This window comes from Rhizobium sp. CB3171 (assembly GCF_029714265.1).
Taxonomy (GTDB): domain Bacteria; phylum Pseudomonadota; class Alphaproteobacteria; order Rhizobiales; family Rhizobiaceae; genus Rhizobium.
Genome location: NZ_CP121653.1, coordinates 2,680,007 through 2,705,760, shown reverse-complemented (window position 1 = coordinate 2,705,760; position 25,754 = coordinate 2,680,007). Strand labels below are relative to the sequence as shown.

General features: G+C 59.0%; 23 protein-coding genes and 3 pseudogenes. 20 read left to right on the top strand and 6 right to left on the bottom strand.

Features of this window, described 5'->3' with window-relative positions; genetic code table 11:
• Window positions 1–519: 519 nt before the first annotated feature.
• Window positions 520–1,152, bottom strand: coding sequence for a TetR/AcrR family transcriptional regulator (locus tag QA648_RS31490; RefSeq protein WP_283052893.1), 633 nt, complete (start codon window positions 1,150–1,152; stop codon window positions 520–522).
• A gap of 203 nt (window positions 1,153–1,355) precedes the next feature.
• On the opposite strand from QA648_RS31490, the gene QA648_RS31485 reads away from it, so the two are divergent.
• The 4 genes from QA648_RS31485 to QA648_RS31470 all read left to right on the top strand — a co-directional run bounded on the left by QA648_RS31485 (window position 1,356) and on the right by QA648_RS31470 (window position 4,736).
• Complete coding sequence (locus QA648_RS31485; RefSeq protein WP_283052891.1) at window positions 1,356–1,814, top strand: SRPBCC family protein; 459 nt, start codon at window positions 1,356–1,358, stop codon at window positions 1,812–1,814.
• 437 nt (window positions 1,815–2,251) lie between these two features.
• On the top strand, window positions 2,252–3,067 hold the full coding sequence (locus tag QA648_RS31480; RefSeq protein ID WP_283052889.1) for an MBL fold metallo-hydrolase: 816 nt from the start codon (window positions 2,252–2,254) through the stop codon (window positions 3,065–3,067).
• Between the two features lie 431 nt (window positions 3,068–3,498).
• Window positions 3,499–4,248: an SDR family oxidoreductase gene (locus QA648_RS31475; RefSeq protein WP_283052888.1), complete on the top strand. Its 750-nt coding sequence runs from the start codon at window positions 3,499–3,501 to the stop codon at window positions 4,246–4,248.
• 104 nt (window positions 4,249–4,352) lie between these two features.
• Window positions 4,353–4,736 (top strand): DoxX family protein, encoded by a 384-nt coding sequence (locus QA648_RS31470; protein WP_283052887.1) that lies wholly within the window; start codon window positions 4,353–4,355, stop codon window positions 4,734–4,736.
• 60 nt (window positions 4,737–4,796) lie between these two features.
• Here QA648_RS31470 and QA648_RS31465 read toward each other — a convergent pair.
• Both QA648_RS31465 and QA648_RS31460 read right to left on the bottom strand, forming a co-directional pair.
• A pseudogene (locus QA648_RS31465) lies at window positions 4,797–5,003 on the bottom strand (carboxymuconolactone decarboxylase family protein); the annotation flags it as partial.
• A gap of 263 nt (window positions 5,004–5,266) precedes the next feature.
• A complete protein-coding gene (locus tag QA648_RS31460; RefSeq protein ID WP_283052886.1) occupies window positions 5,267–5,602 on the bottom strand; it encodes a hypothetical protein in 336 nt (111 codons plus the stop codon).
• Window positions 5,603–5,697: 95 nt separating this feature from the next.
• Here QA648_RS31460 and QA648_RS31455 point away from each other — a divergent pair.
• Window positions 5,698–6,479 (top strand): IS5 family transposase gene (locus tag QA648_RS31455; protein WP_283052884.1). Its coding sequence is split into 2 segments (ribosomal slippage): window positions 5,698–6,022 and window positions 6,022–6,479, totalling 783 coding nucleotides; the frame shifts between segments, so codons are not numbered across the junction.
• A gap of 163 nt (window positions 6,480–6,642) precedes the next feature.
• Here the strand turns inward: QA648_RS31455 and QA648_RS31450 are convergent.
• Window positions 6,643–6,885: pseudogene (locus QA648_RS31450) on the bottom strand (nitrilotriacetate monooxygenase); the annotation flags it as partial.
• Between the two features lie 258 nt (window positions 6,886–7,143).
• On the opposite strand from QA648_RS31450, the gene QA648_RS31445 reads away from it, so the two are divergent.
• From QA648_RS31445 to QA648_RS31435, 3 genes are read left to right on the top strand one after another with little or no spacing between them, the layout of a single operon-like run.
• Window positions 7,144–8,097, top strand: a complete 954-nt coding sequence (locus QA648_RS31445) for a sulfonate ABC transporter substrate-binding protein (protein WP_283052882.1) — start codon at window positions 7,144–7,146, stop codon at window positions 8,095–8,097.
• Window positions 8,097–8,933 carry an ABC transporter permease subunit gene (locus QA648_RS31440; RefSeq protein ID WP_283052880.1) on the top strand — a complete coding sequence of 279 codons (837 nt, stop codon included), beginning with the start codon at window positions 8,097–8,099 and terminating at the stop codon, window positions 8,931–8,933. The genes QA648_RS31445 and QA648_RS31440 overlap by 1 nt, the downstream gene beginning before the upstream one ends.
• Complete coding sequence (locus tag QA648_RS31435) at window positions 8,930–9,688, top strand: ATP-binding cassette domain-containing protein (protein ID WP_283052879.1); 759 nt, start codon at window positions 8,930–8,932, stop codon at window positions 9,686–9,688. Before QA648_RS31440 ends, QA648_RS31435 begins: the two co-directional genes overlap by 4 nt.
• A gap of 76 nt (window positions 9,689–9,764) precedes the next feature.
• Here the strand turns inward: QA648_RS31435 and QA648_RS31430 are convergent, their stop codons facing one another.
• A complete protein-coding gene (locus tag QA648_RS31430; RefSeq protein WP_283052878.1) occupies window positions 9,765–10,610 on the bottom strand; it encodes a VOC family protein in 846 nt (281 codons plus the stop codon).
• Window positions 10,611–11,079: 469 nt separating this feature from the next.
• Between QA648_RS31430 and QA648_RS31425 the strand changes: the two genes are divergently transcribed.
• From QA648_RS31425 to QA648_RS31370, 12 genes and pseudogenes are all read left to right on the top strand, one after another.
• A complete protein-coding gene (locus tag QA648_RS31425) occupies window positions 11,080–12,705 on the top strand; it encodes a TIGR04028 family ABC transporter substrate-binding protein (protein WP_283052877.1) in 1,626 nt (541 codons plus the stop codon).
• Between the two features lie 60 nt (window positions 12,706–12,765).
• A complete protein-coding gene (locus QA648_RS31420; protein WP_104825383.1) occupies window positions 12,766–13,707 on the top strand; it encodes an ABC transporter permease in 942 nt (313 codons plus the stop codon).
• Window positions 13,707–14,624, top strand: a complete 918-nt coding sequence (locus tag QA648_RS31415; protein WP_283052875.1) for an ABC transporter permease — start codon at window positions 13,707–13,709, stop codon at window positions 14,622–14,624. Before QA648_RS31420 ends, QA648_RS31415 begins: the two co-directional genes overlap by 1 nt.
• Entirely contained in the window at window positions 14,621–16,300 is a 1,680-nt protein-coding gene (locus QA648_RS31410) for an ABC transporter ATP-binding protein (RefSeq protein ID WP_283052874.1), read from the top strand. Before QA648_RS31415 ends, QA648_RS31410 begins: the two co-directional genes overlap by 4 nt.
• A gap of 4 nt (window positions 16,301–16,304) precedes the next feature.
• Window positions 16,305–17,354 (top strand): putative FMN-dependent luciferase-like monooxygenase, encoded by a 1,050-nt coding sequence (locus QA648_RS31405; RefSeq protein ID WP_283052871.1) that lies wholly within the window; start codon window positions 16,305–16,307, stop codon window positions 17,352–17,354.
• A gap of 29 nt (window positions 17,355–17,383) precedes the next feature.
• Entirely contained in the window at window positions 17,384–18,013 is a 630-nt protein-coding gene (locus QA648_RS31400) for a CMD domain protein (RefSeq protein ID WP_283052870.1), read from the top strand.
• Window positions 18,014–18,036: 23 nt separating this feature from the next.
• A complete protein-coding gene (locus QA648_RS31395) occupies window positions 18,037–18,639 on the top strand; it encodes an alkylhydroperoxidase domain protein (RefSeq protein WP_104825388.1) in 603 nt (200 codons plus the stop codon).
• 44 nt (window positions 18,640–18,683) lie between these two features.
• A pseudogene (locus QA648_RS31390) lies at window positions 18,684–18,841 on the top strand (transposase); the annotation flags it as partial.
• 293 nt (window positions 18,842–19,134) lie between these two features.
• Complete coding sequence (locus QA648_RS31385; RefSeq protein ID WP_283054319.1) at window positions 19,135–20,688, top strand: ABC transporter substrate-binding protein; 1,554 nt, start codon at window positions 19,135–19,137, stop codon at window positions 20,686–20,688.
• Window positions 20,669–21,619: an ABC transporter permease gene (locus QA648_RS31380; RefSeq protein ID WP_283052868.1), complete on the top strand. Its 951-nt coding sequence runs from the start codon at window positions 20,669–20,671 to the stop codon at window positions 21,617–21,619. Before QA648_RS31385 ends, QA648_RS31380 begins: the two co-directional genes overlap by 20 nt.
• Window positions 21,616–22,491, top strand: coding sequence for an ABC transporter permease (locus QA648_RS31375; RefSeq protein ID WP_283052866.1), 876 nt, complete (start codon window positions 21,616–21,618; stop codon window positions 22,489–22,491). Before QA648_RS31380 ends, QA648_RS31375 begins: the two co-directional genes overlap by 4 nt.
• Window positions 22,488–24,206 (top strand): ABC transporter ATP-binding protein, encoded by a 1,719-nt coding sequence (locus QA648_RS31370; protein ID WP_283052865.1) that lies wholly within the window; start codon window positions 22,488–22,490, stop codon window positions 24,204–24,206. Before QA648_RS31375 ends, QA648_RS31370 begins: the two co-directional genes overlap by 4 nt.
• Window positions 24,207–24,411: 205 nt before the next feature.
• On the opposite strand, the gene QA648_RS31365 is transcribed toward QA648_RS31370, so the two are convergent.
• Window positions 24,412–25,737 carry an NtaA/DmoA family FMN-dependent monooxygenase gene (locus QA648_RS31365; RefSeq protein WP_283052864.1) on the bottom strand — a complete coding sequence of 442 codons (1,326 nt, stop codon included), beginning with the start codon at window positions 25,735–25,737 and terminating at the stop codon, window positions 24,412–24,414.
• Between the last annotated feature and the right edge of the window lie 17 nt (window positions 25,738–25,754).

Sequence of the window (25,754 nt, the reverse complement as noted above, 5' to 3'; positions counted from 1 at the left end):
TCGCGTTCGATGGACTAAACAATCGGTCCAAACTGCCGACGCCGGCAGTGCGACACGTTGCGAAGTGGCTGACTGCAGCTTAGCGTCTCAATTGTGAAATTTGCAGGTAAAAGCCACACCCGCCGAGGGTTTTTATCTGATTGGTGGCGTCATCGAGAGACGCGGCGATATCATCAGTAGTAAATGCCTGACGCTTATAAAAATACGAGCACAGTAATAGTTGAGAGCATATAGGAGAGCATCTGGGAAGCGTCATCGAGTGCAGCTTCCTACGTTCGAAATTTTCTGCTGGGCCGGCTTCGGCCCTCGTTCAATTGAATGACATAGATCCATCGACCAAATCGTAGTTCTTTTGTTTCAATTGTGTATTCGAAAGGAATTTTCATCGGTGCCATTCGTATTCCATCTCTAAGCTTGCAATCGAAAAGATGGTTATTGATTTATGAATCCAGCGGCAATGCGGAGCGTTGCCATATGACGAGGCGCATGCGCTTGGCTTTGACGGGCGGCGCCACTCCGCTACCCCGATTGGCTTGCAACAAGATACGAGCGAAACATTGTTGTGAGTTGCCTTTGGGCTTCAAGGCCATCGGCAGGCGCCAAAACCCGGTGGCAAAAGGCAGGAACCGTTCCGTACAGGGCGGCGGTTAACGTCTTAGCGAGCAAGCTCGGATCGGCGAAACTGCCATCGGCAACGTTGGAGAGCAGCGCCTCAATTGCCTGCGCACTCCGTTGAGCCGCAGCCTCGATCAGCGCGCGGGCGTCGAGTTCCATAGCGATGCGGTACAGGGAGGGAGAAACCTCGGCTTGCGCCATCTTCGCCTGAAGATAGGCCCCCACAATGGTTTCGGCGATAGCCTCTTTCTTCGGGCATGGGTTTTCTCCGCACGCTTTTTCGATGGCGACCACCAGCATCTCCAGGTGTCGCTCCAGCACCGCGAGAAGCAAGGCCTGCTTGTTCGGATAATACTGATACAGCGTCCCGACCGAAACGCCTGCGCGGTTCGCAACGCGTGTTGTGTTCAGGCGGATCAGGCCATCGCTCAACAAAACCTGAATGGTTGCCTCGAAAATCGCGTCGACGGTGGCGATCGCCCGCTCCTGACGCGGTGCTTTCCGGGGCGTTAGTGGCAGTTGAACGGCGTTTCCCATAAGCGAATCCAAAACCTGAACGATCCTTCGTATATAAAATAGGTTCCCGCTGCTCCAAGATCAAGGCGGTTCTTCCCGGTGTCATCAGGACGATGGCAGCGCAATAGGTCGACAAACCCCTGCCGGTCACCGCAGCGGCCGGCCACGCACTGCGATGGCCAACAGAAACCAGCACTTCAACCCACAAACATGGAGATCAGACCATGGCAAAACACGTCGTCGCGTCCGCCGAGCGCACAATTGACGCCCCCGCGGACGACGTCTACCGATACCTCGCAGACATGCACCTTCACGCTCGGTTCCTGCCGCCCCCCTTCTACGACTTCCAAGTCGAAGAAGGCGGCGTGGGGGCAGGCAACGTCGTCAGCTTCAAAATCAAATCCGCCGGCGGCGTCCGCGAGCTCCGGATGGAGGTCACTGAGCCGGAGCCCGGCCGAACCCTGGTCCAGACTGACATCGGCAACTCAGGCCTCGTCAGGACATTTACCGTGACGCCCCACGGCGAGCAGGCGCTGGTGAACATCACCTCCAGGTTTGATGGCGAGACGGGCATCGCCGGCTTCGTCGAGGGCCTCGTCGCGCCGCGCAGGCTGCATCGCATCTACCTCCAGGAACTCGCCCGCCTCAACGCCTATGCCCGCAAGCAGCGCGACGCATCCTGAAGTGCCAGAGCAAGCTCGCGGACGGTCGGTGTTGCCAAGATCCGAGCCCGCCTGACTCTTGGCGTGGCGTGAACGTCGACCGACCGCATCACCGTCACGCCGCCGATCTCAATCTCGATCACTCCGCGCCGTCGCGTCGTCGCCCGGCAAGACCTGAATGGTTGCCTCGAAAATGGTGTCAAGGGACGCGACCGGGCAATCCCAGTGCGCGGATTTACATGGGGTTAGCGGCGATAGAGGACTGATTCAAATAAGCGAATCCAAAAACTGAAAGATCCTTCATATATAAGATTGGTTCCCACCGCTCCACGATCAACGCGGTTCACATCGGGAGCAATCATTATGAATGGGAGACCAACATGTGTATCGCGTGCTTTATGCAGACTAGGCATCCGACTACCGCAGCAAATCTGGGCAGGCCGATTAGTTCATCGGCCATGGAGGCTTTGATCGATAAGCCCGGGCCGATCGAGGTCGAGACCATCCTGAGTGCGAACTGGGTGGCTCCGCTGTCGGGGCTACTCAATCTGAAGCACCCGGTGGCCGTCAAGGCAGGAATCAGGGATCGCGAGGAGCCGATCGAGATATACACGCATCTCCTGCGGCATCCGAGCCACGGAGCCTTTATGGTTGACACCGGCGTTTCAAAGCGCTTCGTGCAGGATCCTAAAGGGGTCGGGGTCGGCTTGGTGATCCGCAACTTTGCCAAACTCGACAGGATGAAAGTTCGCAACGAGCCCCTGTCGGCTGTGCAGTCCAAAGGTGTCGAGCTCAAAGGCGTCCTGATGACGCATCTCCATTTCGATCACATTTCCGGCATGCCGGATATCCCGACCGATATCCCGTTCTACACCGGCATGGGCGAAGCCAATACCAGGCAGCTTCAGAACCTTTTCTTCCAGGGTATGGAAAACAGGCTCTTTGAAGGCAGACCCGCCATCCGGGAATTTCAATTCACCAAGGATCCAAACGACAGGTTTGACGGTGTCGTCGATGTTTTCGGAGACGGAACGCTTTTTTCGATCCTTACTCCCGGACATACCGCAGGCCATGTTTCCTTTGTGGCGCGCACTCCCGAAGGTCCGGTTCTCTTGACCGGCGACGCCTGTCACACCCGTTGGGGGTGGGATCATGGCGTTGAACCGGGAACCTACACGTACGATCGGGCAAAGGAACGGAAGAGCTTGCTCGCGTTGAAAGCCTTGAGCGAGCGTCATCCCAATATGATCGTGAGATTGGGGCATCAGCCGTAACATCCGGGAGTATTCCGAAATTTCGGACCTGGCCATAGCCGACAGTTGATGAGGACGCAGAGTGCAATACCTGCCCCTCTTCGATGGCACCCAAAGCTTGCTCGGGTCCGACCGCTTCCTCGAAGACAGATCAGGATCAGGTCTGGCGCGGTGTGCTCCTCTAGCACCGTGAGGCAATACGCTGGCCCGGGCGCGCAGTGTTTGGTCGGGTAAGTCCACCTCAAACCTGAATAGCCGCCTCGAACATGAGGGTCGCAGCGGCTGCAAGTTGGCCATGGCCCGTTATGTTTCAATGAGTTGCCGGCGACTGCGAGCGCTCCCGATAAGCGAATCCAAAAACTGAAAGATACTTCATATATATCTCCTGTCCCCCGCGCCCTGCAATAGGGCGGTTTATGTCGGGCGCATTCAAAGACGAATTGGAGATGAATATGGGTAAATTGGATGGAAAGGTCGCTGTTGTCACCGGCGGCAGCGATGGAATGGGGCTGGCGACAGCCAAGCTGTTTGCCCGCGAAGGCGCGACGGTCGTTATCACTGGGCGCGATCAGGCGAGGCTTGATATCGCGGCCCAGACCATCGGAAACGGCGCCGGCGCGATCGCCTGCGATATTTCCAAGATGGCGGACATCGAAGCGCTGCGGGAGTTTGTCGAGAGAAAGCACGGCCGTGTCGACATCCTCTTCGCGAACGCCGGTGCGGCGCGCCCGAACATGTTTGAATACATGTCCGAGGAAGAATTCGATTTCACGATCGCCTGCACGTTCAAGGGAACCTACTTCACGGTGCAGAAGCTTCTGCCGCTCATGACCTCTGGTGGCTCGATCGTTCTCAATACCACGACTTTGACCACGAAGGGCATGCCCTATGTCAGCGTCTATTCGGCGGGCAAAGCCGCTATTCGCTCTTTGGCGCGATCGCTCACCGTGGAACTCATCGACAAAGGCATAAGGGTAAATGCCATGGCGCCTGGCTACATCGATACCGATCAGGCGCGCAAATCGGGCGTGAGCGAGGAAATGATCGAACAAACCAAGGCCCAGGTGCATACGCAAATTCCGATGCATCGCAGCGGCACTGTCGAGGAGATCGCAAAAGCCGTCTTGTTCCTCGCTTCCGACGACTCGTCCTACCTGACGGGCAGCGAACTTTGCGTCGATGGCGGCTGGAATCAAGTCTGAGAACCGCGCCACCTCCAAGCAGAGCAAGTTCATCCGGTCCATTCGAGGTGGATGAGCTTTCAGGTTGGATTGACTAACGCTAATTGGAATGGACGGGAAGTTTCATGGCTAAGGATTCTGTACTGACACCTAGATGGAAGACAACGCTTTGGGTTCTACGCGGGCTCATGGGCTTTGTTTTCATTGCTACGGGCATGATGAAACTGTTGGCAACGCCGATGATGATTGAAGATTTCAACCGTCTGGGTCTGGGCCTCTGGTTCATGTATCTAACCGGGGCTTTGGAAGTTGTCGGCGGGGCGGGTGTGCTGGTGCCGCGTATCTCTCCGTGGGCCGCCCTACTGCTGCTGGTGCCGATCGACATCGGTGCCTTCGCCACGCAGTTGACGGTCTTTCATCACGACTGGATTCATCCGATCGTGTTCGGCCTGATCCTTTTCGGGATCATGTATCTTCAAAGGGGCGCTCTCCGCTTTAAGGCGACTTGATCGGCCAAAGGCCGATCAAGTCTACGGTGTTCAACACTGGTCCAATGTTAAGAAGGCGGTTCACGACGGGATAAATCCTAAGACGTGAACCGGCCACGATGCGGCGCCGGCGTTGAGGGATATTGCGACGCCGAGAGCCTCGGCGATTTTTTCCCGCGTCGTCCCATGTTTGATTACTGTCTCGACGCGGTTCGCGATGCAGCCATCGTATCGAGTTATGACAGCCATGGCGAGGGCTATCGGTTCACGGGTTTTTCCGTCGAGGTGCTTGGCTGAATCTGCGGCCTTTGCCAGTACGCTATAGCCGGAGATGAAGGAATAGAATTTATCGAGGTCGAAACACATCTACAAAATACGATAGTAAGTCTCAAAGCGAAATCGATCGAAAAGCCTCTTCTAAAGATAGTGCCGCTGCAACGCTAATAGCGGCTCAATCATTTGCGCAGTAGTTCAGCCAATCCTCCAATGTTTCGAGTCAATCAGATGACGGCTGTCTGCGATGCAAGCGTAAACTAGGCGGCGTGGACTAATTAGCGGTACTTGGCGAAAAGGTCTCGTTGGGCTTGATTGACTGAATTGTCGTCCCAATCGACTTCGCGCTTTGACGGCGGGATATGGTCCCGCCGATGCTCATTGTCGAAGAACAAGGTGCCATGGATTCCGAGCGCATCGCGCTTCAGGATCGGGCGCCTCCAAAGAGTTGTCAGCACAGAACCTGCGGCCTGTTCGCCCAGCCGCTCGATTAAGTCTTCGATCAACTCGATGTCGCGTCCGTCCGGGAAGATGGTGACGAACTCGCCCTCTGTTGCTTGGAACACACTGAAGGTGGCGTTCGCAGCGCCATCGATGATCTGGATGTTTTTCATGAAGATCGTTTTGGCACTCGAAAGGGTCGGCGGCAATCGAAACTGATTGACGTGAGAAGCAAGCATTGATTCAAGGCTGTATTTTGGAGGCAGGCTTGAGCAGGGGCGATTTGACCGAAGCGGAGTGGCGCGTTTTGAAGGGCTTGCTGCCGATTGAGCCCAAGAGCCGCGGCCGAGGCAGACGCCCCGTGCAGAACCGCTCTATCATCAACGGCATACTTTGGCGGCTTCGGTGCGGGGCTCCGTGGCGCGACGTGCCGCCCAAATATGGCAACTGGAATACGATTTATCGTCGATTCCGACGCTGGAGCGAAGCCGGGGTATGGGAAATAGTGGCCGTGACGCTCGCGGAAGTCATGGCAGACAGCGGCCACTACAGCATCGACAGCACCACGGTTCGTGCCCACGTCTCGGCAGCGGGCGGAAAAGGGGGACTCATCGACGCGCTCTTGGCCGCTCGCGGGGCGGGTTCACTAGTAAGCTTCACTGCCTGGCTGACGCCCTCGGACGACCAATCGCCTTCCACCTAACGGGTGGCGAAGCCGCAGATTGCAAGGCGTATACTGCTCTGATTGAGCTGCCCGAACGGACGCCGGATGCGTTGCTTGCCGACAAGGGTTACGACGCAGATGTGATTCGGGCCGACCTCGCAAAGCGGAAAATCGAGGCCGTCATTCCGGGGCGATCAAACCGCCGCGTGAAGATCGAGCATGATCGGGCGCTCTACAAGCAGCGCAATCGGATCGAGCGCATGTTCGGCCACCTCAAGATCAACCGGGCCATCGCCACCCGCTATGACCAGCTAGCCAACAGCTTCCTAGGCATGGTCCATCTCGCCACAGCAAGATACTGGCTCAAATTTGTCCACGCCGCCTAGGCTTCCTCGGATACTGTGAAGGTGTGAAGCAGATAAGCAAAGCGTGCAAGTTCCATAAATTGCCTCCGCCACATTTCTATTGTTTTCAGTGACTTAGTTGTTGAATGATCAGAGGTACGCTGGTTTGAATCCGTTCAAGGCGTAGGGAGCTATTTGGGCGGTTTTACCGCTTGGAGGGGTGTGGCAGGTTGCAGCGGCCGCGGATTGCCTGGTTGTCATAGGCCGTCCGATAGACGCTACGCTCCCGAAGTATTGGGACGACTTTAGTCACGAATTCTTCAATATCGTCGGGTGCGCGCGGTGGCTGCAGCGTGTAGCCGTCCACAGGACCATCGATCCAAACATCGACAACGGCATCTGCGACCTCCTCCGATGTATTAAGCACCTACCGATGATGATCTTCAGAGTCAGAATTGTCATTTCTCAAGAAGCCGCCGGACCACCCGGAAATCCGAGCATTGATTATTCTGGCATGGATCGATCGCGGCGCAGTCTTCGCAGACGCTGGCGATTTCGCTTTCACGGCGCTCGTACAGATATCTAGGCATCAACTTAGGATAAAAAACTACCCGTGCGGCTAAGCTTAGAACGTAGCGCCTCGAATAGTCGATAAACTCCATAAAATATATGAGTTAGATCGGTTTCTTTGCCTGCGAGGGTGCACATGGAGTTTTCAAGACGTAAGTTTTCGGCCCTGTTGGCGGGGTCTTTGACACTGCCTCTTCTGAAGATCGCCCCGGCGACGGCGGCGGAGAAGGTGGTTCGGATCGGTTATCAGAAATACGGCACGCTCGTCCTGCTGAAGGGAAAGGGCCTGCTGGAGCAGAAGCTCGGCAAGATCGGCTATACGGTGAGCTGGAAGGAGTTTCCGGCCGGTCCGCAGCTTCTCGAGGCGTTGAATGTCGGCGCCATCGACTTCGGCACCACCGGGGAAACGCCTCCGATCTTTGCCCAGGCCGCCGGTGCGCCTCTCGTCTACGTGGCCCACGAGCCGCCGGCGCCGCTGGGCGAAGCCATTCTCGTGCCCAAGAATAGTCCGATCAAATCGGTTGCCGAGCTCAAGGGCAAGACGGTTGTCCTCAATAAGGGCTCGAACGTGCATTTCCTTCTCGTCAAGGCGCTCGAGGAGGCGGGTCTCAAATACAGCGACATCAAGACATCGTTTCTGCCGCCGGCCGATGCGCGTGCCGCCTTCGAGCGCGGTGCAGTGGACGCATGGGTGATATGGGACCCCTTCCAGGCGGCCGCCGAGGTGGCGATTGAAGCGCGCGAACTGCGCAATGGCGAAGGCATCGTGCCGAACCACCAGTTCTATCTCAGCACTAAGAGTTTCGTCGCCGATCATCCACAGGCCGTTGATATCGTCCTTGAGGCGGTCGGTGAAATCGACGAATGGGCAAAGACGAATACCTCGGCCGCAGCCGCGGAGCTTGCTCCGTCCGTCGGCATTCCAGAGGATGTGCTCGCCATCGCGCTGAAGCGCCAGTCCTATGGCGTCAAGGCGCTGGACGCGGCGGTGGTGACGCAGCAGCAGGCAATCGCCGATACCTTCTTCGAGCTGGGCCTAATCCCGAGCAAGATCTCAATCGCAGATGTCGTGCGCAAGGGCGGTGCCTGATGGTGGAGACGTCGGTGGCCGGCTATTCGGCCGGTGAACGCGGCAGGATCAATGTCAGGGAACTCGGGCGCGCATTTGCGCCCTGGGCGCTTCCAATCGTGCTGCTGATCGCCTGGGAGATTGCGGCGCGCACGGGCCTGGTCAACGCCCGCCTGATGCCGGCACCGACGAAGATTGCTGCCACCTTCTGGCGTTTACTGCTTGATGGCTCGCTCCTCTATCACACGCTTGCTTCGACACAGCGCGCCTTGATCGGGCTTGTGATCGGCGGAGGATTGGGTTTCGTCGCCGGCGTAATAAACGGCCTTTGGAAGCCGGCCGAGACCTTTCTCGACAGCACCTTACAGATGGTGCGCAACATTCCGCACCTCGCGCTCGTCCCGCTCGTCATCCTCTGGTTTGGGATTGACGAGGGAGCGAAGATATTTCTCGTCGCGATCGGCGTCTTCTTCCCGATCTATATCAACACCTTCCACGGTGTCCGCACCATTGATCCTCAACTGGTCGAGATGGCCTCCGTCTACGGCCTCGATCGCAAGGCGCTGATCCAGCGCATCATCCTTCCGGGTGCGCTGCCATCGATCCTCGTGGGGCTGCGTTATGCACTCGGTTTCATGTGGCTGACCTTGATCGTCGCCGAAACGATCTCGGCAACCAGCGGCATCGGCTTCATGACGATGAATGCACGGGAGTTCTTTCAGACGGACATCGTGTTGCTCGGCATCATCGTCTATGCCCTGCTTGGAAAGCTGGCCGATATCGCGACCCGAGTGATAGAGCGCCGTGTCCTTGTCTGGCATTCAGCCTATCAGACAGGCGATGGTGCGAAGCGATGAGCGCGGCCGAGATATCAGCAGCGATCGATGCGGATGACGCGGTGGGTGGTGGCCTACCGATCTCGCTGACGCATGTCAGAAAATCCTTCGGCAAGCTCGATGTGCTGAGCAACTTCGATCTCGAAGTTCCGGCCGGTCAGTTTCTGGCCGTCGTTGGGCGGTCTGGCGGCGGCAAGTCGACGCTGATGCGGTTGATAGCGGGGCTCGACGCATCGAGCGGCGGTCATGTAGCGATCGACGGAAGGACGGTCGATCGGCTTCATCCGGCAGTACGCTTGCTTTTCCAGGAAGCCCGTCTCATTCCCTGGCAGCGCGTTATCGAGAATGTCGGCATCGCGCGCGGACTGAACTGGCGGGAGACCGCGCGAGCCGTCCTGGCTGACGTTGGTCTGCAGGAGCGCGAGGAGGATTGGCCGACTGTACTGTCAGGCGGCCAGCGTCAGCGCGTGGCACTTGCTCGCGCTTTGGTCAGCCGCCCACAGATCCTCTTGCTCGACGAACCCTTCGGTGCGCTCGATGCCTTAACCCGCATCGACATGCATCGCCTGCTCGAGAGCATCTGGGCAGACCGCGGTTTCACCACCGTCCTGATCACGCATGATGTCGCCGAGGCGGTTGCGCTTGCGGATCGTGTCGTCGTCCTTCATCAAGGCACGATCGCCCTCGATATAGACATCGATCTGGATCGTCCGCGCCGCGAGCTTGCCGACCCCCGAGCCGTCGACCTGCAGCGGCGCATTCTGGAGGCGGTGTAAGAGGCACCCGATCTTATTCCGGCCGGCCCGGATGCGAGCCGGTCGTTGCCTTTTCAGGATAAAACAGGACTGCGCCCTATTCCTTGAACCAGAGCGCAACGCCATTTGCCGCTTTTGCATCGACAAACAGGCCGTCCTCGAAGGGCAAGGCCGGCTGGCCGCCGGCGGCCAGAACGTCCGCCGTCGTCTTCAACGATCTCACCTTCAGGCCGAGCGCCACCTTGCGTTCGCGACCCTCGAAATGCTGCGGAATGGCCTTGCCGAAACGGGCTGCTGCTCTTTCTTCGGAGATGATGTGGATCGTGACGATGCCGACTTGGATCGCAATGCCCTCGTCGTTGACGCGAGGGGCCGCGGTATTCGGAAATCCTCCAAGCAATTCGGTAATTGCTTGCGGCGCGCGGCTGACGATAAATACGTCGACAATATCGAGAACACCGTTGGGATGGTGCTGATCGGCCGGTTGACACACCAGGTCCGGCGTATTGTGCTGGCAAAAGAAGAAGCGACCGTTGGAAATCGCCTCCTTGCCGAGCTGGAAGGTGCGGAAGCTGGCCGACTTTTCCGTACCTCCTACGTCAACCGGACGCGAAAAATCACGCCATTCCGTCACGGATTTGCCGGCCTTGCCCAATTCGCCTTGCAGGGCGGCGGCATCGGTGGTGCGAAAGGCCAATCCATTCAAACCGACCGGATAGGACCAGAGATCGGCGCGCTTCCTGTCGTTCTCCTGAGGAAATCCCAGCAGTTCCAGATAGTTCTCGCCGAATACGGCAAGGTGATTGATAGAGCCCAGGGTATGATAGCCTCGCGGTGTCAGTGTGAAGCCGAGTTTGCGATAGACAGCGGCAGCCGCATCCAATTCGTCAAGGACGCCAATGACCGCATGATCGAGGATGAGTGGTTGGGCTGTGGCAGCCATAAGTGTCTCTCCCAATATGAAGCTGAACCAAGCGGCTGTGGTCCCGGCAATTTCGTATAAGCGGCAGGTCAGCGTTTCGAGAAATTAATCTATTAATTTGCTGGATTATACGTGCCGCAGATGCGGCCGACTATTCCGGCCGATGCTAAATCGCCGCTTCGCCGCGAAAAAGCATTCTAATACGAGAGGCGGGTTTCTCCAGAACCAGAGACATGCGGTACGCCGTGGGAGTTTTCAAACCATACAGAGGCTGCGTCGCTCACCCGTCGGCGAGCGATTCGACTATTGGTCGTCGCCTCGACGAGTGAGCCACCAGGACGGTGTCACCAAGGTCCGTTGCCATCGCGCTGGTTAGGGGATCGCAATGTGTTCGTTTCTTATGCTTCCTGCAAATTAGAATATAAATTCTATAGATAATAAGATGTCCGGCGTTGGTTGGAGTGCATTTTCCTACAGGGGCTTATACACAATGGGCATCAAAGCCAAACTCAACGCGGCAACTCTATTGACGGCATGGTTACTGGCTGTGCCGGTTGCATTCGCCGATGACCAGCCGGTCAAAGGCGGCACGCTGATTTATCTTGAGCAGCAGGCACACACGAACCTATATCCGCCTGCCGGTGGTTTCTATCCGAACGGTGGTATCCTCAACCAGATCACCGATAAGCTGACCTATCAAAACCCGCAGACGCTTCAGATCGAGCCATGGGTTGCAGAGTCCTGGACAGTCAACGACAACGCTACGGAATATACGTTCAAGATCCGCAAGGGCGTGACCTTTTCCGATGGATCGCCGCTCGATGCCAACGCCGTTGCAAAAAATTACGACACGTTCGGCCTCGGCAACAAGGAGCTGAAGCAGCCGGTTTCGGAGGTCATCAACAACTACGACCATAGCGAAGTTGTCGATCCCTATGCCGTCAAGTTCTATTTCAAGAAGCCATCTCCCGGCTTCCTGCAGGGGACGTCGGTGATCGGCTCTGGCCTGGTTTCGCTGAAAACACTCGCGCTCCCCTTTGATCAGCTGGGCGATGCTACGAAGATCATCGGTTCCGGCCCCTTCGTCGTCGAGAGCGAGACGCTCGGCAAGCAGCTCGCGCTGAAGGCGCGCACGGATTACAATTGGGGTCCGAGCAAGCTGGAGCATCAGGGCCGGGCCTATCTGGACGGCATCAGGTACATCGTCACCGGCGAGGACAGCGTGCGCATCGGTGCCTTGCTATCCGGCCAGGCTGATTTCATTCGTCAGCTCCAGGCGTATGACGAAAAGCAGGTCGCCGATCAGAGTTTCGCGATCTATGCGGCACCGACGCGCGGTGTGAACGACAGCGTTGCCTTCCGGCCCGATAATCCGCTCGTTGCCGACATCAAGGTCCGTCAGGCGCTTCTGCATGCGACGAACAACAAGGAAATCGTCGATACGCTGTTTTCAGCCAATTATCCGCAAGCAAAGTCGGTCATTTCATCGGCCGCGGCCGGATACGCGGATCTCTCATCGAAGCTGAGTTACGATCCGGTGGCCGCCGAAAAGCTTCTCGACGAAGCGGACTGGAAGAAGGGGGCGGACGGCATTCGCCAGAAGGACGGCAAGCCGCTTTCGCTTGCTGTCTATGAATCCCTGCCGCAGCCACAGAACAAGGCCGTTCTGCAGCTGGTCGCTCAGCAATGGGCGAAGATCGGCGTCAAGCTGCAGGTTCTTGCCGGCACATCGGGAAATGTCGTGACCGACAACGTCGATCCTGCGAAGACCCCGTTGGTTGTTGCCGAAGTCGGCCGTGCCGATCCCGACGTCGTCAAGAGCCAGTTTTATCCCAAGAACCGGGATGCTCTGCTGCAGAAGAGCGGTCTCAATCCCAAGGCGACCTTCTTCGACGACAAGCTGAACGGCATCCTCGAGACCGTCGCTTCCGAAACCGATCGCAGCAAGCGGTTGGCTGCGGCCAAGGCCGCGCAGGAATATCTGCTGGATCAGGCTTACGTCATCCCGTTCTTCGAGGAACCTCAGGTTTTTGCAGGTGCACCGTACGTCAAGGGAGTGGCGTTCGAGGCTGTGGGACGCCCGTCCTTCTACAGCACCTGGCTTGCCGAACATTGAGCAAAAAGGGACTGGCCCGGCGTGGTGCCGGGCCTCCTGGCGCGAAGACATGGTAGTGGCATGGCAAGATACATATTATCAAGGTTCGGGCAGGCCCTGTTCGTCTTGTGGGCGGCTTTCAGCGTTTCGTTCGTGTTGCTGCAGTCGCTGCCAGGCGACGCGGTGCTGATCAAATTCCAGAACCCGGATTACGGGCTGAGCCCCGAGCAGCTTGCCGATATCAGGGCGGCTTATGGCGCCGACGGATCGTTCCTGCACCAATATGCCCATGCGGTCTGGAATTTTCTGACGGGGGATTTCGGCTATTCCCTGCAGGCAGGCGTTCCGGTGAGCTCGCTGCTTGCCACCAACCTGCCACCGTCCCTTCTGCTTGCAGCATCGGGGTTTGTGGTGGCGACGCTTCTTGCCGTTCTGATTGCAATCGCCTGCAATCTTTCCGGTCTTGCCTGGCTGCGTGGCCTGATCCAATCCATTCCGTCGCTGTTCATATCGGTGCCGACCTTCTGGCTCGGCATCATGCTCATTCAGATATTCTCTTTCCGGCTTCGCCTCGTGCCGGTCATCAATCCGGGTCCATGGGAGGGTCTTTTCCTGCCCATCCTGACGGTCGCGGTGCCGATTTCGGCGCCGCTCGCGCAGATATTGCTGAAGAACATAGACGAGGTCCTGACGAAGCCCTTCGTGCCCGTGGCACGGGCCAAGGGACTTTCGCATGCCAAAGTCCTGTGGCGGCATGTCGCCAAGAACACGCTGCTGCCGGTTTTAACCGTTGCCGGCTTGCTGTTCGGAGAGCTGATCGCCAGCGCGGTCATCACCGAAACGGTCTTCGGCCTCAATGGTATCGGCGGGCTGACGAAACAGGCCGTGGACAGCCAGGATGTCGCCGTTCTTCAGGCGATCGTCGTTATTGCCGCGACCGCGTTCGTCGTCATCAACCTCGTGGTCGATCTTCTCTATCCCGTGCTCGATCCACGTCTGAAGACCAAGCTGGGAGCCGCATGATGGCGACGATCGAAACCGCCCGACATCATGCAGACCTCGATGCGTCCGACCGGAAAGTCAGTGTATCGCCCGTGACGCTTGAGACCGATTTTCAGGAGAACGCCGGAGCTGGCGGGCGTTTTCCGCGCATGCAGCCTGGTCTCCTCCTTGGGAGCCTCATCCTCGCACTGGCTGTCCTTTGGGCACTTTTCCCAAGCCTTTTTACGATTTATGACCCTGTCCAGGGCCTGCCCGGACAACATCTACGACCGCCCAGTGCCACCCATCTCCTGGGCACGGATTCGCTTGGGCGAGATCTCTATGCCCGCATCGTCCATGGTGCTATCCACTCGCTATCGGGCGCGCTCGCTGCCGTTGGCATCGCGCTTGTGGCCGGCACGACGCTCGGCGTGCTTGCCGGATCGTTCGGCGGCAGGATTGAGACGGTCATCATGAGGCTGGTCGATGTCATGCTGTCGATACCGGATCTTCTCTTGTCGCTCAGCATCATCGTTCTGCTCGGTTTCGGCACCGTCAACGCCGCGATCGCGGTCGGCTGCACGCTGATCGCCAAGTTTGCCCGATTGGTTCGCTCCGAAGTCGTGACGGTGCGCCGAAGCGAATATGTCGAGGCCGCCTTCGGAAGCGGCGGGACATTCCTCAAGGTGCTTTGGCGTCACATCCTGCCGAATTCACTGACCTCGGTGATCGCCTTTGCGGCACTCCAGGCCGGCTGGGCGATCCTGCAGCTCGCGACGCTCGGCTTTCTCGGCTATGGCGCCCCGCCACCGACACCGGAATGGGGCCTGCTGATCGCCGAAGGACGCAACTATATCGCAACCGCCTGGTGGTTGACCGCGGCGCCCGGTCTTGTCGTCGTCCTGGTGGTCATTTCCATCAATCGCATCAGCCGGGCAATCGGGAGCATCGGGAAATGACGGCTCCAATCATTGGAACGATTGGGGAAAACGGTGCACCGATCCTCGATGTTTCGGGCCTCAGAGTTGCCTATCGCGACAAGAGCGGCCAGCGCACGGTTGTCCACGATATTGACTTTGAGGTTCGCGCCGGCGAAGTGGTCGCCCTCGTCGGCGAATCCGGTTCCGGCAAGAGCTCCACGGCACAGGCGCTGATCGGCCTTCTGCCCGAAGGTGGCTTTCTCCAGCAAGGAACCATCCGCCTGAATGGTCAGGATATTGCTGGCTGGCCGCAAAAGCGACTGGACGGCATTCGTGGTTCCATCATCAGCCTCGTGCCGCAGGATCCGGGCAATTCGCTCAATCCGGTGAGGACGATCGGCGAACAGGTCGCCGAAATCCTGACGGTGCATGGCAGGACCTTTGGAGCGGCTGCTCGCGTTCAAGCGATCGAATTGCTGGAACGTGTCGGCCTCAGCCAGCCTCAATTGCGTGCCGGGCAATATCCGCATGAGCTCTCCGGCGGCATGCGTCAGCGCGTGTTGATCGCCATTGCCATTGCGTTGAAACCTTCGCTGATCATCGCCGACGAACCCACCAGTGCCTTGGATGTCACGGTGCAGAGGCACATTCTTGATCTGATCGACGATCTGAGACGGGAATATGGCACAGCGGTCCTTCTGGTGACCCACGACCTCGGGGTTGCTGCCGATCGATCCGACAGGCTGATCGTCTTGCAGCACGGCCGCATCCAAGAGCAGGGACGCACGGCCGATATCCTCGCAAACCCGCAAAGCAGCTATACGCGCCGTCTGCTTGCCGACGCGCCGTCGTTGAATGCGCGGCCAAAGGCCTCGCCTGCACACCCGGTTGCATCCGTCGCGCCGACCGACGACATCGTCGTGGTCGATAGGCTGGTGCAGGATTTCGGTACCGGTAGCAGCGGCAGTTTCCGGGCGGTCGACGATGTCTCTTTTCGTGTTCGCCGCGGCAGCACCCACGCAATCGTCGGCGAATCCGGCTCCGGCAAGACGACGACGATAAGGATCGTTTCCGCCTTTCAGAAGCCGACCTCAGGGCAGGTGCTGATCGACGGGCTCGACCTGTCTTCGTTGCGCGGCGAAACGTTGAGGCTGCTGCGCAAGAAGATCCAGCTCGTCTATCAAAATCCCTATGGTTCGCTCGATCCGCGCCAGACAATTGCAAGGATCGTGGAGGAGCCGTTGCTGAATTTCGAACGACTATCCCGGCGTGAGCGATTGGCGAAGGTGGCGGCCACGCTCGACAAGGTCAGGCTGCCAGTCGACATATCGCAACGTCGGCCACATGCCCTCTCGGGAGGGCAGCGCCAGCGCGTCGCGATTGCGCGTGCCCTGGTGCTCGACCCGCAGATCCTGGTGCTCGATGAGGCGGTGTCCGCGCTTGACGTAACGGTACAGGCGCAGATCCTCGATCTCTTGGACGAGCTGCAGCGCGAGCTTGGGCTGACTTATCTGTTCGTCTCCCACGATCTCGCCGTCGTGCGACAGATCGCGGACACTGTCTCGGTGCTGAACGCCGGGCAGTTGGTCGAGACGGGTCGCGTCGAAGACGTCTTTTCCGATCCCAGGAGCCCGTACACGCGCGAGCTGATCGATGCGGTGCCAGGCAAGAAGTTTCCGCGGGCCACCGAGTCCACCCTTATAAGTGCAGGATGATCCCATGAGTACGCCAACATTACCGAAGAGACTGGGCTTCTTCAGTCGGGTCCTAGACCAGGTGGATGCTGGAACCCGCTACAGGCTGGTTGCCGAGCAGATCATCCACGCCGAAAAGCATGGCTTCGACACGGCCTGGGTGGCGCAGCATCACTTCAACGGAGACGAAGGCGGCTTGCCTGCGCCATTGGTGTTTCTCGCCGCCCTGGCCCCGCAGACCTCGCATATTCGTTTGGGGACGGGTGTCATTACGCTGCCGATGGAGAACGCGGTGCGGGTCGCCGAAGATACAGCCGTGCTAGACAAGCTGCTCGACGGGCGGCTGGAGGTCGGCTTCGGCACGGGCGGTACCCCGCAGGCCTTCCTTCCCTTTGGTCTGGAAAGCAGCCAGCGCTCGGAGGTCTATGGCAATCATCTTGCTCTGGTGCGCGATGCCTGGGCGGGCGGAGAGCTTACGGGCGGCAACCGCCTCTATCCGGCAGCGCCGCATCTGCGCGACCATGTCTGGCAGGCGACATTTTCCGTTGGCGGCGGCTTGCGTACAGGCCGCGATGGCGACGGGTTGATGTTGTCGCGCACACAGCCGCGGCCGGCCGAGACGCCGGACGCCAAGCTCTGGGACCTGCAAGGCCCGATCATCGATGCCTATCTGTCGGCGTTGCCGGCAGGGCGTCAACCGCGAATATTGGGTTCGCGGAGCCTCTTTGTCGCCGACAGCAGGAAAGAGGCTCTTCATTTTGCCGATATCGGCCTGAGGCGGATCGTCGAACACTTCAAGGCAACGGGCTTTGTGATCCCAGGCGAAACCACGGCTGATTTGATTAGAACATTCGATGTTCACGTCGGCACCCCTGAGGACGTTATCGCATCGCTTCAGGCAGACACGGCATTGGCGAGGGTCACGGACCTGGTCTTTCAGGTGCATTCCGTCGATCCGCCGCATGGACATATCCTACGCTCGCTGGAACTGACGGCTGCTCATGTCGCCCCAGCGCTTGGTTGGGTGCAGCAGCGTCCCACCGGAAATGAACGCCGCTTCGCGGCGCAAGCCTAATGGCGGCATCCGAAGAAAAGGCATCGACCATGACTTTGCAGACCAGAGACGTCATCGATTTCCTTGCAGGAATAGATCCTGGGTCCGATCTTGACGGCCTTCGGGCACGACGGCCCGAGACGCGCCTCAATGCCCAGAAGAGCTATGAAGCTCTTTTCGAGCCCGAGCATTGGGGAAGCGTGACCCCGGCGGAGCGCTTTGCCGTCGCCGCCTTTGTTGCCGGCCTCCACAAGGCACCGGAGATTGCGAATTTCTATTCTTCCAAGTTGCGGGATGAGACGCATGGTCCCGAGCTCGTTGCCGTCATCGGCGCGGAGCTGGAGGCCGGCGATACGACCGGACCTTACGGCCATTATCCGGCTGGCCCGCTTTCCCGCGAGGACCGGCCGGGCCTCGTCTATGAGGTTTCGGGTGAAAGGCGGAAACTTCTGGACCTGAAGCTCAGCGCGGCGCTCGAACACAGCCATCTTCTGGTCTTCCGTCCGAGGGAGGCAAGTGCTGCGGCGCTGCAGAAGCTGCACGACGCCGGCTGGACGACCACAGGCATTGTCACCTTGTCACAGATCACGGCATTTCTGGCGTTTCAGATCAGGGTGGTCGCCGGGCTGAGGGCGCTTGCGAAAAACTCGGCCAATATCGGACAGGTCGCGCAAGCCTAGTCGCACGAACAAGGAATCCTTTCATGACCGAAACCGTCATTCATCCCGAAATCGCAGACCGGCCGAATGCCTTTACCCAAGCTGAAATCGGCTGGACGCCATGGCTGCAGCCAATTGACGAAGCCGATCTGACCGAGCGTCATTGGGCCGGTCTTGTAGATGCGTCGCGTGCGAAATCGCCCTATTTCATGCTGCTGGTGCGCGACCCCGATATTCTCCAGGCCCGCACCAAAACGGACAAGGATATCTTCTACAATGTTTCGGAGGGCCTTCCCCGAGCCGAGCGCGAACTGGCTGCTACGGCGGCATCGCGAACGAATGGCTGCATTTTCTGCGCCTCGGTGCACTCCCGTTTTGCCTCCCATCATTCCAAGCGAACGGATGACGTGCAGCGTCTGTTGGATGAGGGTCTTCAAGCCGATTTGGGCAGCCGATGGAATGCTGTAGTTGGGGCGTCAGCTGCACTGACAGCAACGCCATCTCAATTCGGAGCCGACGAGATCGGAAAGTTGCGCGACGAAGGACTTGATGACCTGGAAATCGCCGATGTGATCCATGGCGCCGCCTTCTTCAATTGGGCGAACCGATTGATGCTTTCTCTTGGTGAGCCAACGCCAGCGATCTGAACCCGCTTTCCGGACATGAGTGACACGATCACCCACTTGCCATTATGACCGGTCACAATTCCAAGATAGAACTCCTGTTCAGACCCGAGCAGCGCCGCCGCTTGTCGACTGCCGAGAAGTTTGCCAGCGTTAGGAGACGTATGAGGCGAACGCGACGATCAGCATCGTTGCACAGTGTCATGGTATCCAACCGAACCACGTCAATCGCGTTTGACTACTATCATCTCATCCTCATCATATTGTCCGCCGAACTGATCGGCCTCCATTAAATCGGGCAATTCGGAACCGGAATTTTCCGACATCGGCGCACAAAGAACTAGAATTCCTTTTATCTATTAAATCTATAGACAATTATAACCCCAGTTGTTGCTGCCTTGCCGATATCGGGCAGTCAAAGGTGTTTTGAGAAAACAGGATGGGATCATGAGTGGTAGAATCGTCGGTATTTCGAGGCGCGGCAGTGTTGGCGCCGCTGTGGTGGCTTTCTTTCTGACCATGGCCGCCAACGGTGCCTGGGCAGGTGCCGATGCTGCGAAGCCGGTCGATGGCGGCGTCTTGAAGGTCGGGCTGGGAACGGATACGGCGATCATCGACCCGTCGATTACCGGCAGTTCGATTACGGCTGTGATCACTCGAAACCTCGTCGATTCCCTGGTGGGTCAGGCTCCGGACAACAGCTTCTCCCCGTGGCTCGCCGAGCGCTGGGAAATCAATGGCGATAATACAGTCTATACATTTCATTTGCGCCAGGGCGTGACGTTCAGCGACGGCACGCCGCTCGATGCCGCGGCGGTCAAATATAATTTCGATCGTATTCTCGATCCCAAGACGACCTCCAGCTATGCGAAGTCGCTGCTCGGGCCTATCGATAAGATCGAGGCCCCGGATACGCAAACGCTTGTCATACGCTACCGCCAGTCCTTCGCGCCGTTATTGCAGGGCCTGAGCTTGCCCTATCTCGGAATTCAGTCGCCGGCCTATCTGCAGAAGGCGGCGAGCACTACCAATACGGTCGTCGGCTCCGGTCCCTATGTTCTCGACAGTTTCGTCCAAGGCAGCGGCAGCAAGCTCAGCCGGCGCGCCGACTACAACTGGGGTCCGGGCTATGCGATCCACACCGGGCCGGCGCATTTCAATGAAATTGATTTCAAATACTTGCCGGAAGCATCGGTTCGTCTAGGCGCATTGGCGAGCGGCCAAGTCCAGGCCATCGACGCCGTTCCTCCCGCCAATTTCCGATCCGTGCAAGGCAACGGCACTTTGCAGGTGGTAACGAAAGAGAATCCGGGCGTCAGTAGCTCCTTTCTCCTCAACACATCGAAGGGGCCTTTCACGGACATCAAGGTTCGCCAGGCTTTTCAGAGTGCGGTGAACGTGGCTTCCGTTGTGAAGGCTGCCTATTTCGGTACCCTGAAACCGGCTGACAACATCGTCGGGCCCTCGACGCTCTATTACGATCCCGGCGTCAAGACGAAGTGGGGCTTCGACGTCGCCAAGGCAAACCGGTTACTCGATGAAGCCGGTTGGACTGAGAAGGATGCCGATGGCATTCGCCAAAAGGGGGGCCAGCGCCTGACGGTTCACTATGTCTATGACAGCGCGCAAGTCGGTGACTCCGATATCACGCTCGCCCAGGCGGCGCAGTACCAGGTGCGTCAGGCTGGTTTCGATCTTCAGCTCGATCCGGTTGATGCCGGCGGCTTTACCAGCCGCACTAATGCCAACGATTACGATCTGGTCTCGCTCTACTACGTGCGCGCCGAGCCCGACATCCTGCGCACCGTATTCCATTCCGCCTATGCGCCGCCCAACGGCGCCAATTATGCCCGCATCAACAGTCTTGATGAGAAGCTGAGCAAGGCGATCGGTGCAACCGATGCTGAGCGCAAACGGTTGTATGCTGAGATCCAGGCCGAGATCATCGATCAGGCCTATGCGGTGCCGCGCTATATCCCGGCCTATCAGCTTGGCGCCTCCAAGAAACTGCTTGGCATTAGCTGGGCGACCAACGCCAAACCGAATTTCTACGATGCCTGGCTCAACCCGTAATCTGATCCGTGCCGGCACGAGGCGGCTGGGTGTGATCGTTGCCGTGCTGTGGGGCGCGGCGACGATTGCGTTCATCGCCATCAAGCTAATCCCCGGCGATCCCGTCTCGATCCTGGCCGGCGGCGAGAACGTTGTGGACGGGGCCGAGCGCGCCGCCTTGGTGCGTCAGTACGGATTGGATCAGCCGCTGGCGCTTCAATATCTGCGCTATCTCGGCGATGCGCTGCTCGGCAATTTCGGCCAAAGCTATCAATATCGGCAGCCCGTCATCGAGGTGATATGGGAAGCCGTCGGCCCGACACTGCAGCTAGCAGGCAGCGCCCTCGTTGTCGCGCTGTTTCTGGCGATCATCATCGCGCTGACGACCGCCGGACGCCAGCGAGGGCTTGCGGCGACGCTTTCCGGCATCGAGCTGGTGGTGTTGAGCACGCCGGTCTACTGGATCGGCATCGTGCTTCTGTCAGTTTTCAGCTTTCAACTGCAGTGGTTCCCGGTGACGGGCAATGACGGGCTTTCCGCCCTCGTGCTGCCGGCGATTGCCCTTAGCCTGCCTCTGGCTGCGCTGCTGAGCCAGGTGCTGCGCGACGGGCTGGAAGAGGGCCTATCCCAGCCATTCGCGCTCACGGTGCGTGCTCGCGGCGTCGGGGAGACCCTGCTGCGATTTCGCCATGGGCTGCGTCACGCCGCACTTGCCGCATCGACTTTGACCGGCACGCTTCTCGCCAGCGCGCTCGGCGGCTCCATCCTTACGGAAACGGTGTTCGGCCGGTCCGGCATCGGCCAGATCACATTACAGGCAATCAAGACTCGCGACATGCCGCTGGTATTGGGCTTGGTGATGCTTTCGGCAGCGGTCTTCGCCGTCATCAACCTCCTAGTCGACGCCCTTTATCTCCTGATCGATCCTCGTCTCAGGAGAACGGTACAATGAGCAGCGCGGAATTGTTCGATGCCGCGCTGCGTCGGCGCGGAAATGGTGGGGGTTATGCCAATCCCTGGTTGGCACCTGGCTTATTCGTTCCGCTTCTTATCGTGGTGGTTCTGGCCTTCGCGGTCGCCGCGCCGCAATGGTTTACTGCTTTCGATCCGGAAGCGGTGGATACGGATGCCATATTGCTGCCCCCTGATCTCAGACATTGGTTCGGCACCGACGAGCTCGGGCGCGACCTGTTTTCCCGCGTCGTCCACGGAACATCGCTGTCGCTGGCAATCGGCATCGGGGCCACCCTGATCGCCACCGCAGGTGGCATCCTGCTCGGCACGGCGGCCGCACTTGCTCCGAAGGCGATCGGCCGCCTTCTCGTCCGGGGGATCGATATTCTGCTCGCATTTCCGGAAATGCTGCTGGCGCTGCTTGTCATCGCCGTGCTCGGGCGTGGGCCGTTGAACACGCTGCTTGCCGTCGGGCTTTCCAGCATCGCTTCCTATGCGCGGCTGGTGCGTTCGCAGGTGCTGCAGGTAAAGCTCTCTGGGTATGTCGAGCATGCCGTCACGCTCGGCGAACGTCCCTGGACGATCATTATCCGCCACATCATTCCGAACACGGTTCGCCCCCTGCTGATCCTGGCGACGATAGGGGTAGGGAGTTCCGTTCTCTCCGCATCGGCACTGAGTTTCCTCGGCCTCGGCGTTGTGCCGCCGGCACCGGAATGGGGTGCGCTGCTCGCAAACGGCCGCAACTTCCTTGATGTCGCCCCCTGGACCAGCTTGCTGCCTGCCACGGTGGTCGCCATCTCCGTGATCTCGCTCACTCTTCTCGGCCGCCGGCTGCAGACCTTGTTGTCCAAGGGGGAGATGCCTTGAACCTGAACACCATTCTACCGAGCCGTTCCACGACCGTCCCTTCGGGCAATCCGATATTACTGCAGGTGAAGGGGCTAAGCGTCGCTTTTCCGACGCCGCGCGGCCGTGTTGAGGCTGTCAACGACCTTTCGTTTCAGATCGCGGCCGGGGAAATCCTGGCGCTCGTCGGAGAATCCGGCTCGGGAAAATCGGTGACGGCGCGTACGCTTGTCGGCCTTGCCGGATCACGGGCCGACGTCCGGGCGGAAGCGATGACGCTTGCGGGTCGTGACGGGCGAATGCTCGATCTCCTCAGCCTGTCGGAGCGATCCTGGCGCCGGCTGCGCGGGCGGGAAATCGGCTTCGTACTGCAGGATGCGCTGGTCTCGCTTGATCCCTTGCGCACGATCGGCCGCGAGGTCGCCGAACCGATCCTGGCGCATCGTCTGCTGCCCCGTTCGCAGGCGGCGCGACGTGTTGAAGAACTGCTTGGTGAGGTCGGCATTCCCGACCCCGATCATCGCGCCGCCCAATATCCCCATGAACTGTCGGGCGGATTACGTCAAAGAGCGCTGATCGCTTCGGCGCTTGCCGCGCAGCCACGCTTGTTGATCGCCGATGAACCGACCACCGCCCTCGATGTCACTGTTCAGCGACAGGTTCTCAGCGTCTTCAAGGAATTGGCGCGTGCCGGTCATGCCGTTCTCCTCATCACTCATGATCTCGCCGTGGCGATGCAACTCGCCGACCGGGTGGTCGTCATGCAGAATGGTCGCCTAGTGGAAGCCGGTCAGGCGCGCAGGGTGCTGTCCGTGCCGCAGCACGAGTATACGCGTCGGCTGCTTGCCGCTGTGCCGACCGCGGCAACCCGTGGCCGGTGGCTGAGCAGTGCCGAAGGCGCGCCAATACGCCGCCGAGTTGTGGAATCGGGAGGACCGTTGCTCGAGATCCGCGATGTCTCCGTGAGCTTCAAGCGCCCCGACGGCAGCCGCTTCGACGCGGTTAAAAAGGTTTCGCTTGAGGTCGGGCGCGGCGAGACACTTGGAATCGTCGGCGAGTCGGGTTCTGGCAAGACGACACTCGGCAAGGTCGCTTTAGCGCTGCGGCGCCCGGATAGCGGCGAGGTGCATTTCGAAGGCAGATCTTGGAGCGAACTTGCCGAATCAGAGCGACGGCCGCTGCGTCGCCTTATTCAGACCATCAGCCAGGATCCCCTCGGCTCTTTCGATCCCCGTTTCACGGTGGAGCGCCTTTTAGAGCAGCCGCTGCGGCTGCGCGATGATCTCGATCGGGCAGCGCGCAAGCGGACAATAGCCGAGCTGATTGAACGAGTTGGCCTGTCGTCGGAGCTTCTCGCGCGGCGGCCAAACACGCTTTCCGGCGGCCAGCGGCAGCGCGTCTCCATCGCCCAGGCGCTGGCGGCGGAACCGAAACTCCTGATCTGCGACGAACCGGTATCCGCGCTCGACGTAACGACGCAGGCCCAGGTTCTCGATTTGCTGGTCGATCTCCAGAGCCGATTGGGACTGTCGATGGTCTTCATCTCGCACGATCTCGGCGTGGTTCAGCACATGGGCCATCGTATCGCCGTCATGAAGGATGGCGCGATCGTTGAAACAGGGCCGGTCGAGCAGCTCTTCGAGCACCCTCGGCATACTTATACGCGCGATCTGATCGCGTCCGTGCCGAAGCTTTCTGCCGAAAGACATTCTTTGCTTCCAGCGAAGATTGGATAATCCGCCGTTTGGATCGGCCTAGTGTCGCAGATCCCATCGCCGATTTCTGAAACACGCCTTTGTGGCTATCGAAAGCCCGCGCGGCATGTGCGATCGGCTCGGGTAATAAATTCGATGCTAAAGGCAGGGTTCTCTAGGAAGCTCATCCGCGATGCCGGTACGTCTGGAACCGCCGATGAGTGTGAGCCGAAATCATATTCCCAGATCAAGCGCGTTTTGCCGAACTGAAGGTCCCGTTCGAGGCTGTGTAAGGCGGAAGCTCCAAATTCGAACGGAAATCGTCCCCGACATAGTCTGTGTCGATGAGCGCACGCCTCCGCAATTCCGGCAATAGCCCGTTCACAAGCAGGTCCTCCTGATCGGGATTGCCAAAGCCATGTAGAGACAGGACATCCAGAACACCTGCGCGGAAACGCTCCTCGATCGCGTCGGCCAATCGCTCAGGTGTGCCGGCAACGGACCAGTGTCCGGTTTCCTGGGCCTGGATGATAAGTTCTCGCAAGGTCAGCCCTTCACGGGCATAACGCCGGAAAATCTCCACGCGGCCCCGCCGGCGATTGATACTGGTGACTTCCGGCAGCAGGGTTTCTGGCAAGGGCTTGTCCAGCGGCAAGTCGGAAAGATCAAGGTTTCCACCAAGCATGTCGGCTAGCTTGAGGCGCCCCTGCTCGTAATCGATCCGCTCGTGCTTTTCCTTCAGGCGCCTTGCGACGTCCGCGTCAGAGTCGCCGATGACTGAATGGAAGGAATTCATGATGAAGGGCAGGGCGCCCGCACGTCCGAAACTCGTTGCCCGCTGCCGTAACTCCGTCGCAAAAGCGATGGCGTCCTCGAGTTTGGGCTGAGAGGTATAAACCACCTCGGCATATCGTGCACCAACGCTTACCCCTGCCTCGGACTGTCCGGCCTGAAATTGAACAGGGCGACCCTGTGGCAAAGGCGGCACGTTCAGAGGACCTTCGACTTTAAAGTGCTTGCCGTGGTAGTTGATCGAATGAAATTTCGTCGGATCGATACCAATCGCGCCCGACGTCTTACGCTCGGCCGCATGCCGTTCGTTGGCATCATAAAGTGCATTGACGATTTCGATAAACTCGGCAGCCCGCTCGTAACGCTCCTCCGGACTTGGCAGTGTCTCGCCGAAATTCTCTTCGCCGACCGAGGAGGTCACGGCATTCCAGCCGGCGCGTCCGCCGCTCGTATGGTCCAGCGTGCCGATCTGGCGGGCCAGATTGTAAGGATAATGGAAGGTGGTGGAGACCGTGGCGATCAGACCGATCTGAGAGGTCACCTGGCTCAAGGCCGCAAGTGCAACGATCGGTTCCTGTATCCCTGCGGTTCCCGCAAGCCCCGCCGGGTCGATGTGGAGAAGATCCGCGGTAAACAGTCCGGTGATCTTTTCTGCTTCGGCTTTGCGAGCGAGTTCGACGGCGCGCTTTATGCCGGTGACCGGATTTGTGTCGTTGCCGGCTGAAATGACGCTGCCTGCTCCGGTCAGGGTTTTCAGTCGTCGGGTACGAGTGCTGGTCATGGACGAATTTCCTTGAT

Coding starts and splice junctions, on each gene's coding strand:
- QA648_RS31490 (WP_283052893.1), bottom strand. CDS start 1,152: ATGGGAAACGCCGTTCAACTGCCACTAACGCCCCGGAAAGCACCGCGT.
- QA648_RS31485 (WP_283052891.1), top strand. CDS start 1,356: ATGGCAAAACACGTCGTCGCGTCCGCCGAGCGCACAATTGACGCCCCC.
- QA648_RS31480 (WP_283052889.1), top strand. CDS start 2,252: ATGGAGGCTTTGATCGATAAGCCCGGGCCGATCGAGGTCGAGACCATC.
- QA648_RS31475 (WP_283052888.1), top strand. CDS start 3,499: ATGGGTAAATTGGATGGAAAGGTCGCTGTTGTCACCGGCGGCAGCGAT.
- QA648_RS31470 (WP_283052887.1), top strand. CDS start 4,353: ATGGCTAAGGATTCTGTACTGACACCTAGATGGAAGACAACGCTTTGG.
- QA648_RS31460 (WP_283052886.1), bottom strand. CDS start 5,602: ATGAAAAACATCCAGATCATCGATGGCGCTGCGAACGCCACCTTCAGT.
- QA648_RS31445 (WP_283052882.1), top strand. CDS start 7,144: ATGGAGTTTTCAAGACGTAAGTTTTCGGCCCTGTTGGCGGGGTCTTTG.
- QA648_RS31440 (WP_283052880.1), top strand. CDS start 8,097: ATGGTGGAGACGTCGGTGGCCGGCTATTCGGCCGGTGAACGCGGCAGG.
- QA648_RS31435 (WP_283052879.1), top strand. CDS start 8,930: ATGAGCGCGGCCGAGATATCAGCAGCGATCGATGCGGATGACGCGGTG.
- QA648_RS31430 (WP_283052878.1), bottom strand. CDS start 10,610: ATGGCTGCCACAGCCCAACCACTCATCCTCGATCATGCGGTCATTGGC.
- QA648_RS31425 (WP_283052877.1), top strand. CDS start 11,080: ATGGGCATCAAAGCCAAACTCAACGCGGCAACTCTATTGACGGCATGG.
- QA648_RS31420 (WP_104825383.1), top strand. CDS start 12,766: ATGGCAAGATACATATTATCAAGGTTCGGGCAGGCCCTGTTCGTCTTG.
- QA648_RS31415 (WP_283052875.1), top strand. CDS start 13,707: ATGGCGACGATCGAAACCGCCCGACATCATGCAGACCTCGATGCGTCC.
- QA648_RS31410 (WP_283052874.1), top strand. CDS start 14,621: ATGACGGCTCCAATCATTGGAACGATTGGGGAAAACGGTGCACCGATC.
- QA648_RS31405 (WP_283052871.1), top strand. CDS start 16,305: ATGAGTACGCCAACATTACCGAAGAGACTGGGCTTCTTCAGTCGGGTC.
- QA648_RS31400 (WP_283052870.1), top strand. CDS start 17,384: ATGACTTTGCAGACCAGAGACGTCATCGATTTCCTTGCAGGAATAGAT.
- QA648_RS31395 (WP_104825388.1), top strand. CDS start 18,037: ATGACCGAAACCGTCATTCATCCCGAAATCGCAGACCGGCCGAATGCC.
- QA648_RS31385 (WP_283054319.1), top strand. CDS start 19,135: ATGGCCGCCAACGGTGCCTGGGCAGGTGCCGATGCTGCGAAGCCGGTC.
- QA648_RS31380 (WP_283052868.1), top strand. CDS start 20,669: ATGCCTGGCTCAACCCGTAATCTGATCCGTGCCGGCACGAGGCGGCTG.
- QA648_RS31375 (WP_283052866.1), top strand. CDS start 21,616: ATGAGCAGCGCGGAATTGTTCGATGCCGCGCTGCGTCGGCGCGGAAAT.
- QA648_RS31365 (WP_283052864.1), bottom strand. CDS start 25,737: ATGACCAGCACTCGTACCCGACGACTGAAAACCCTGACCGGAGCAGGC.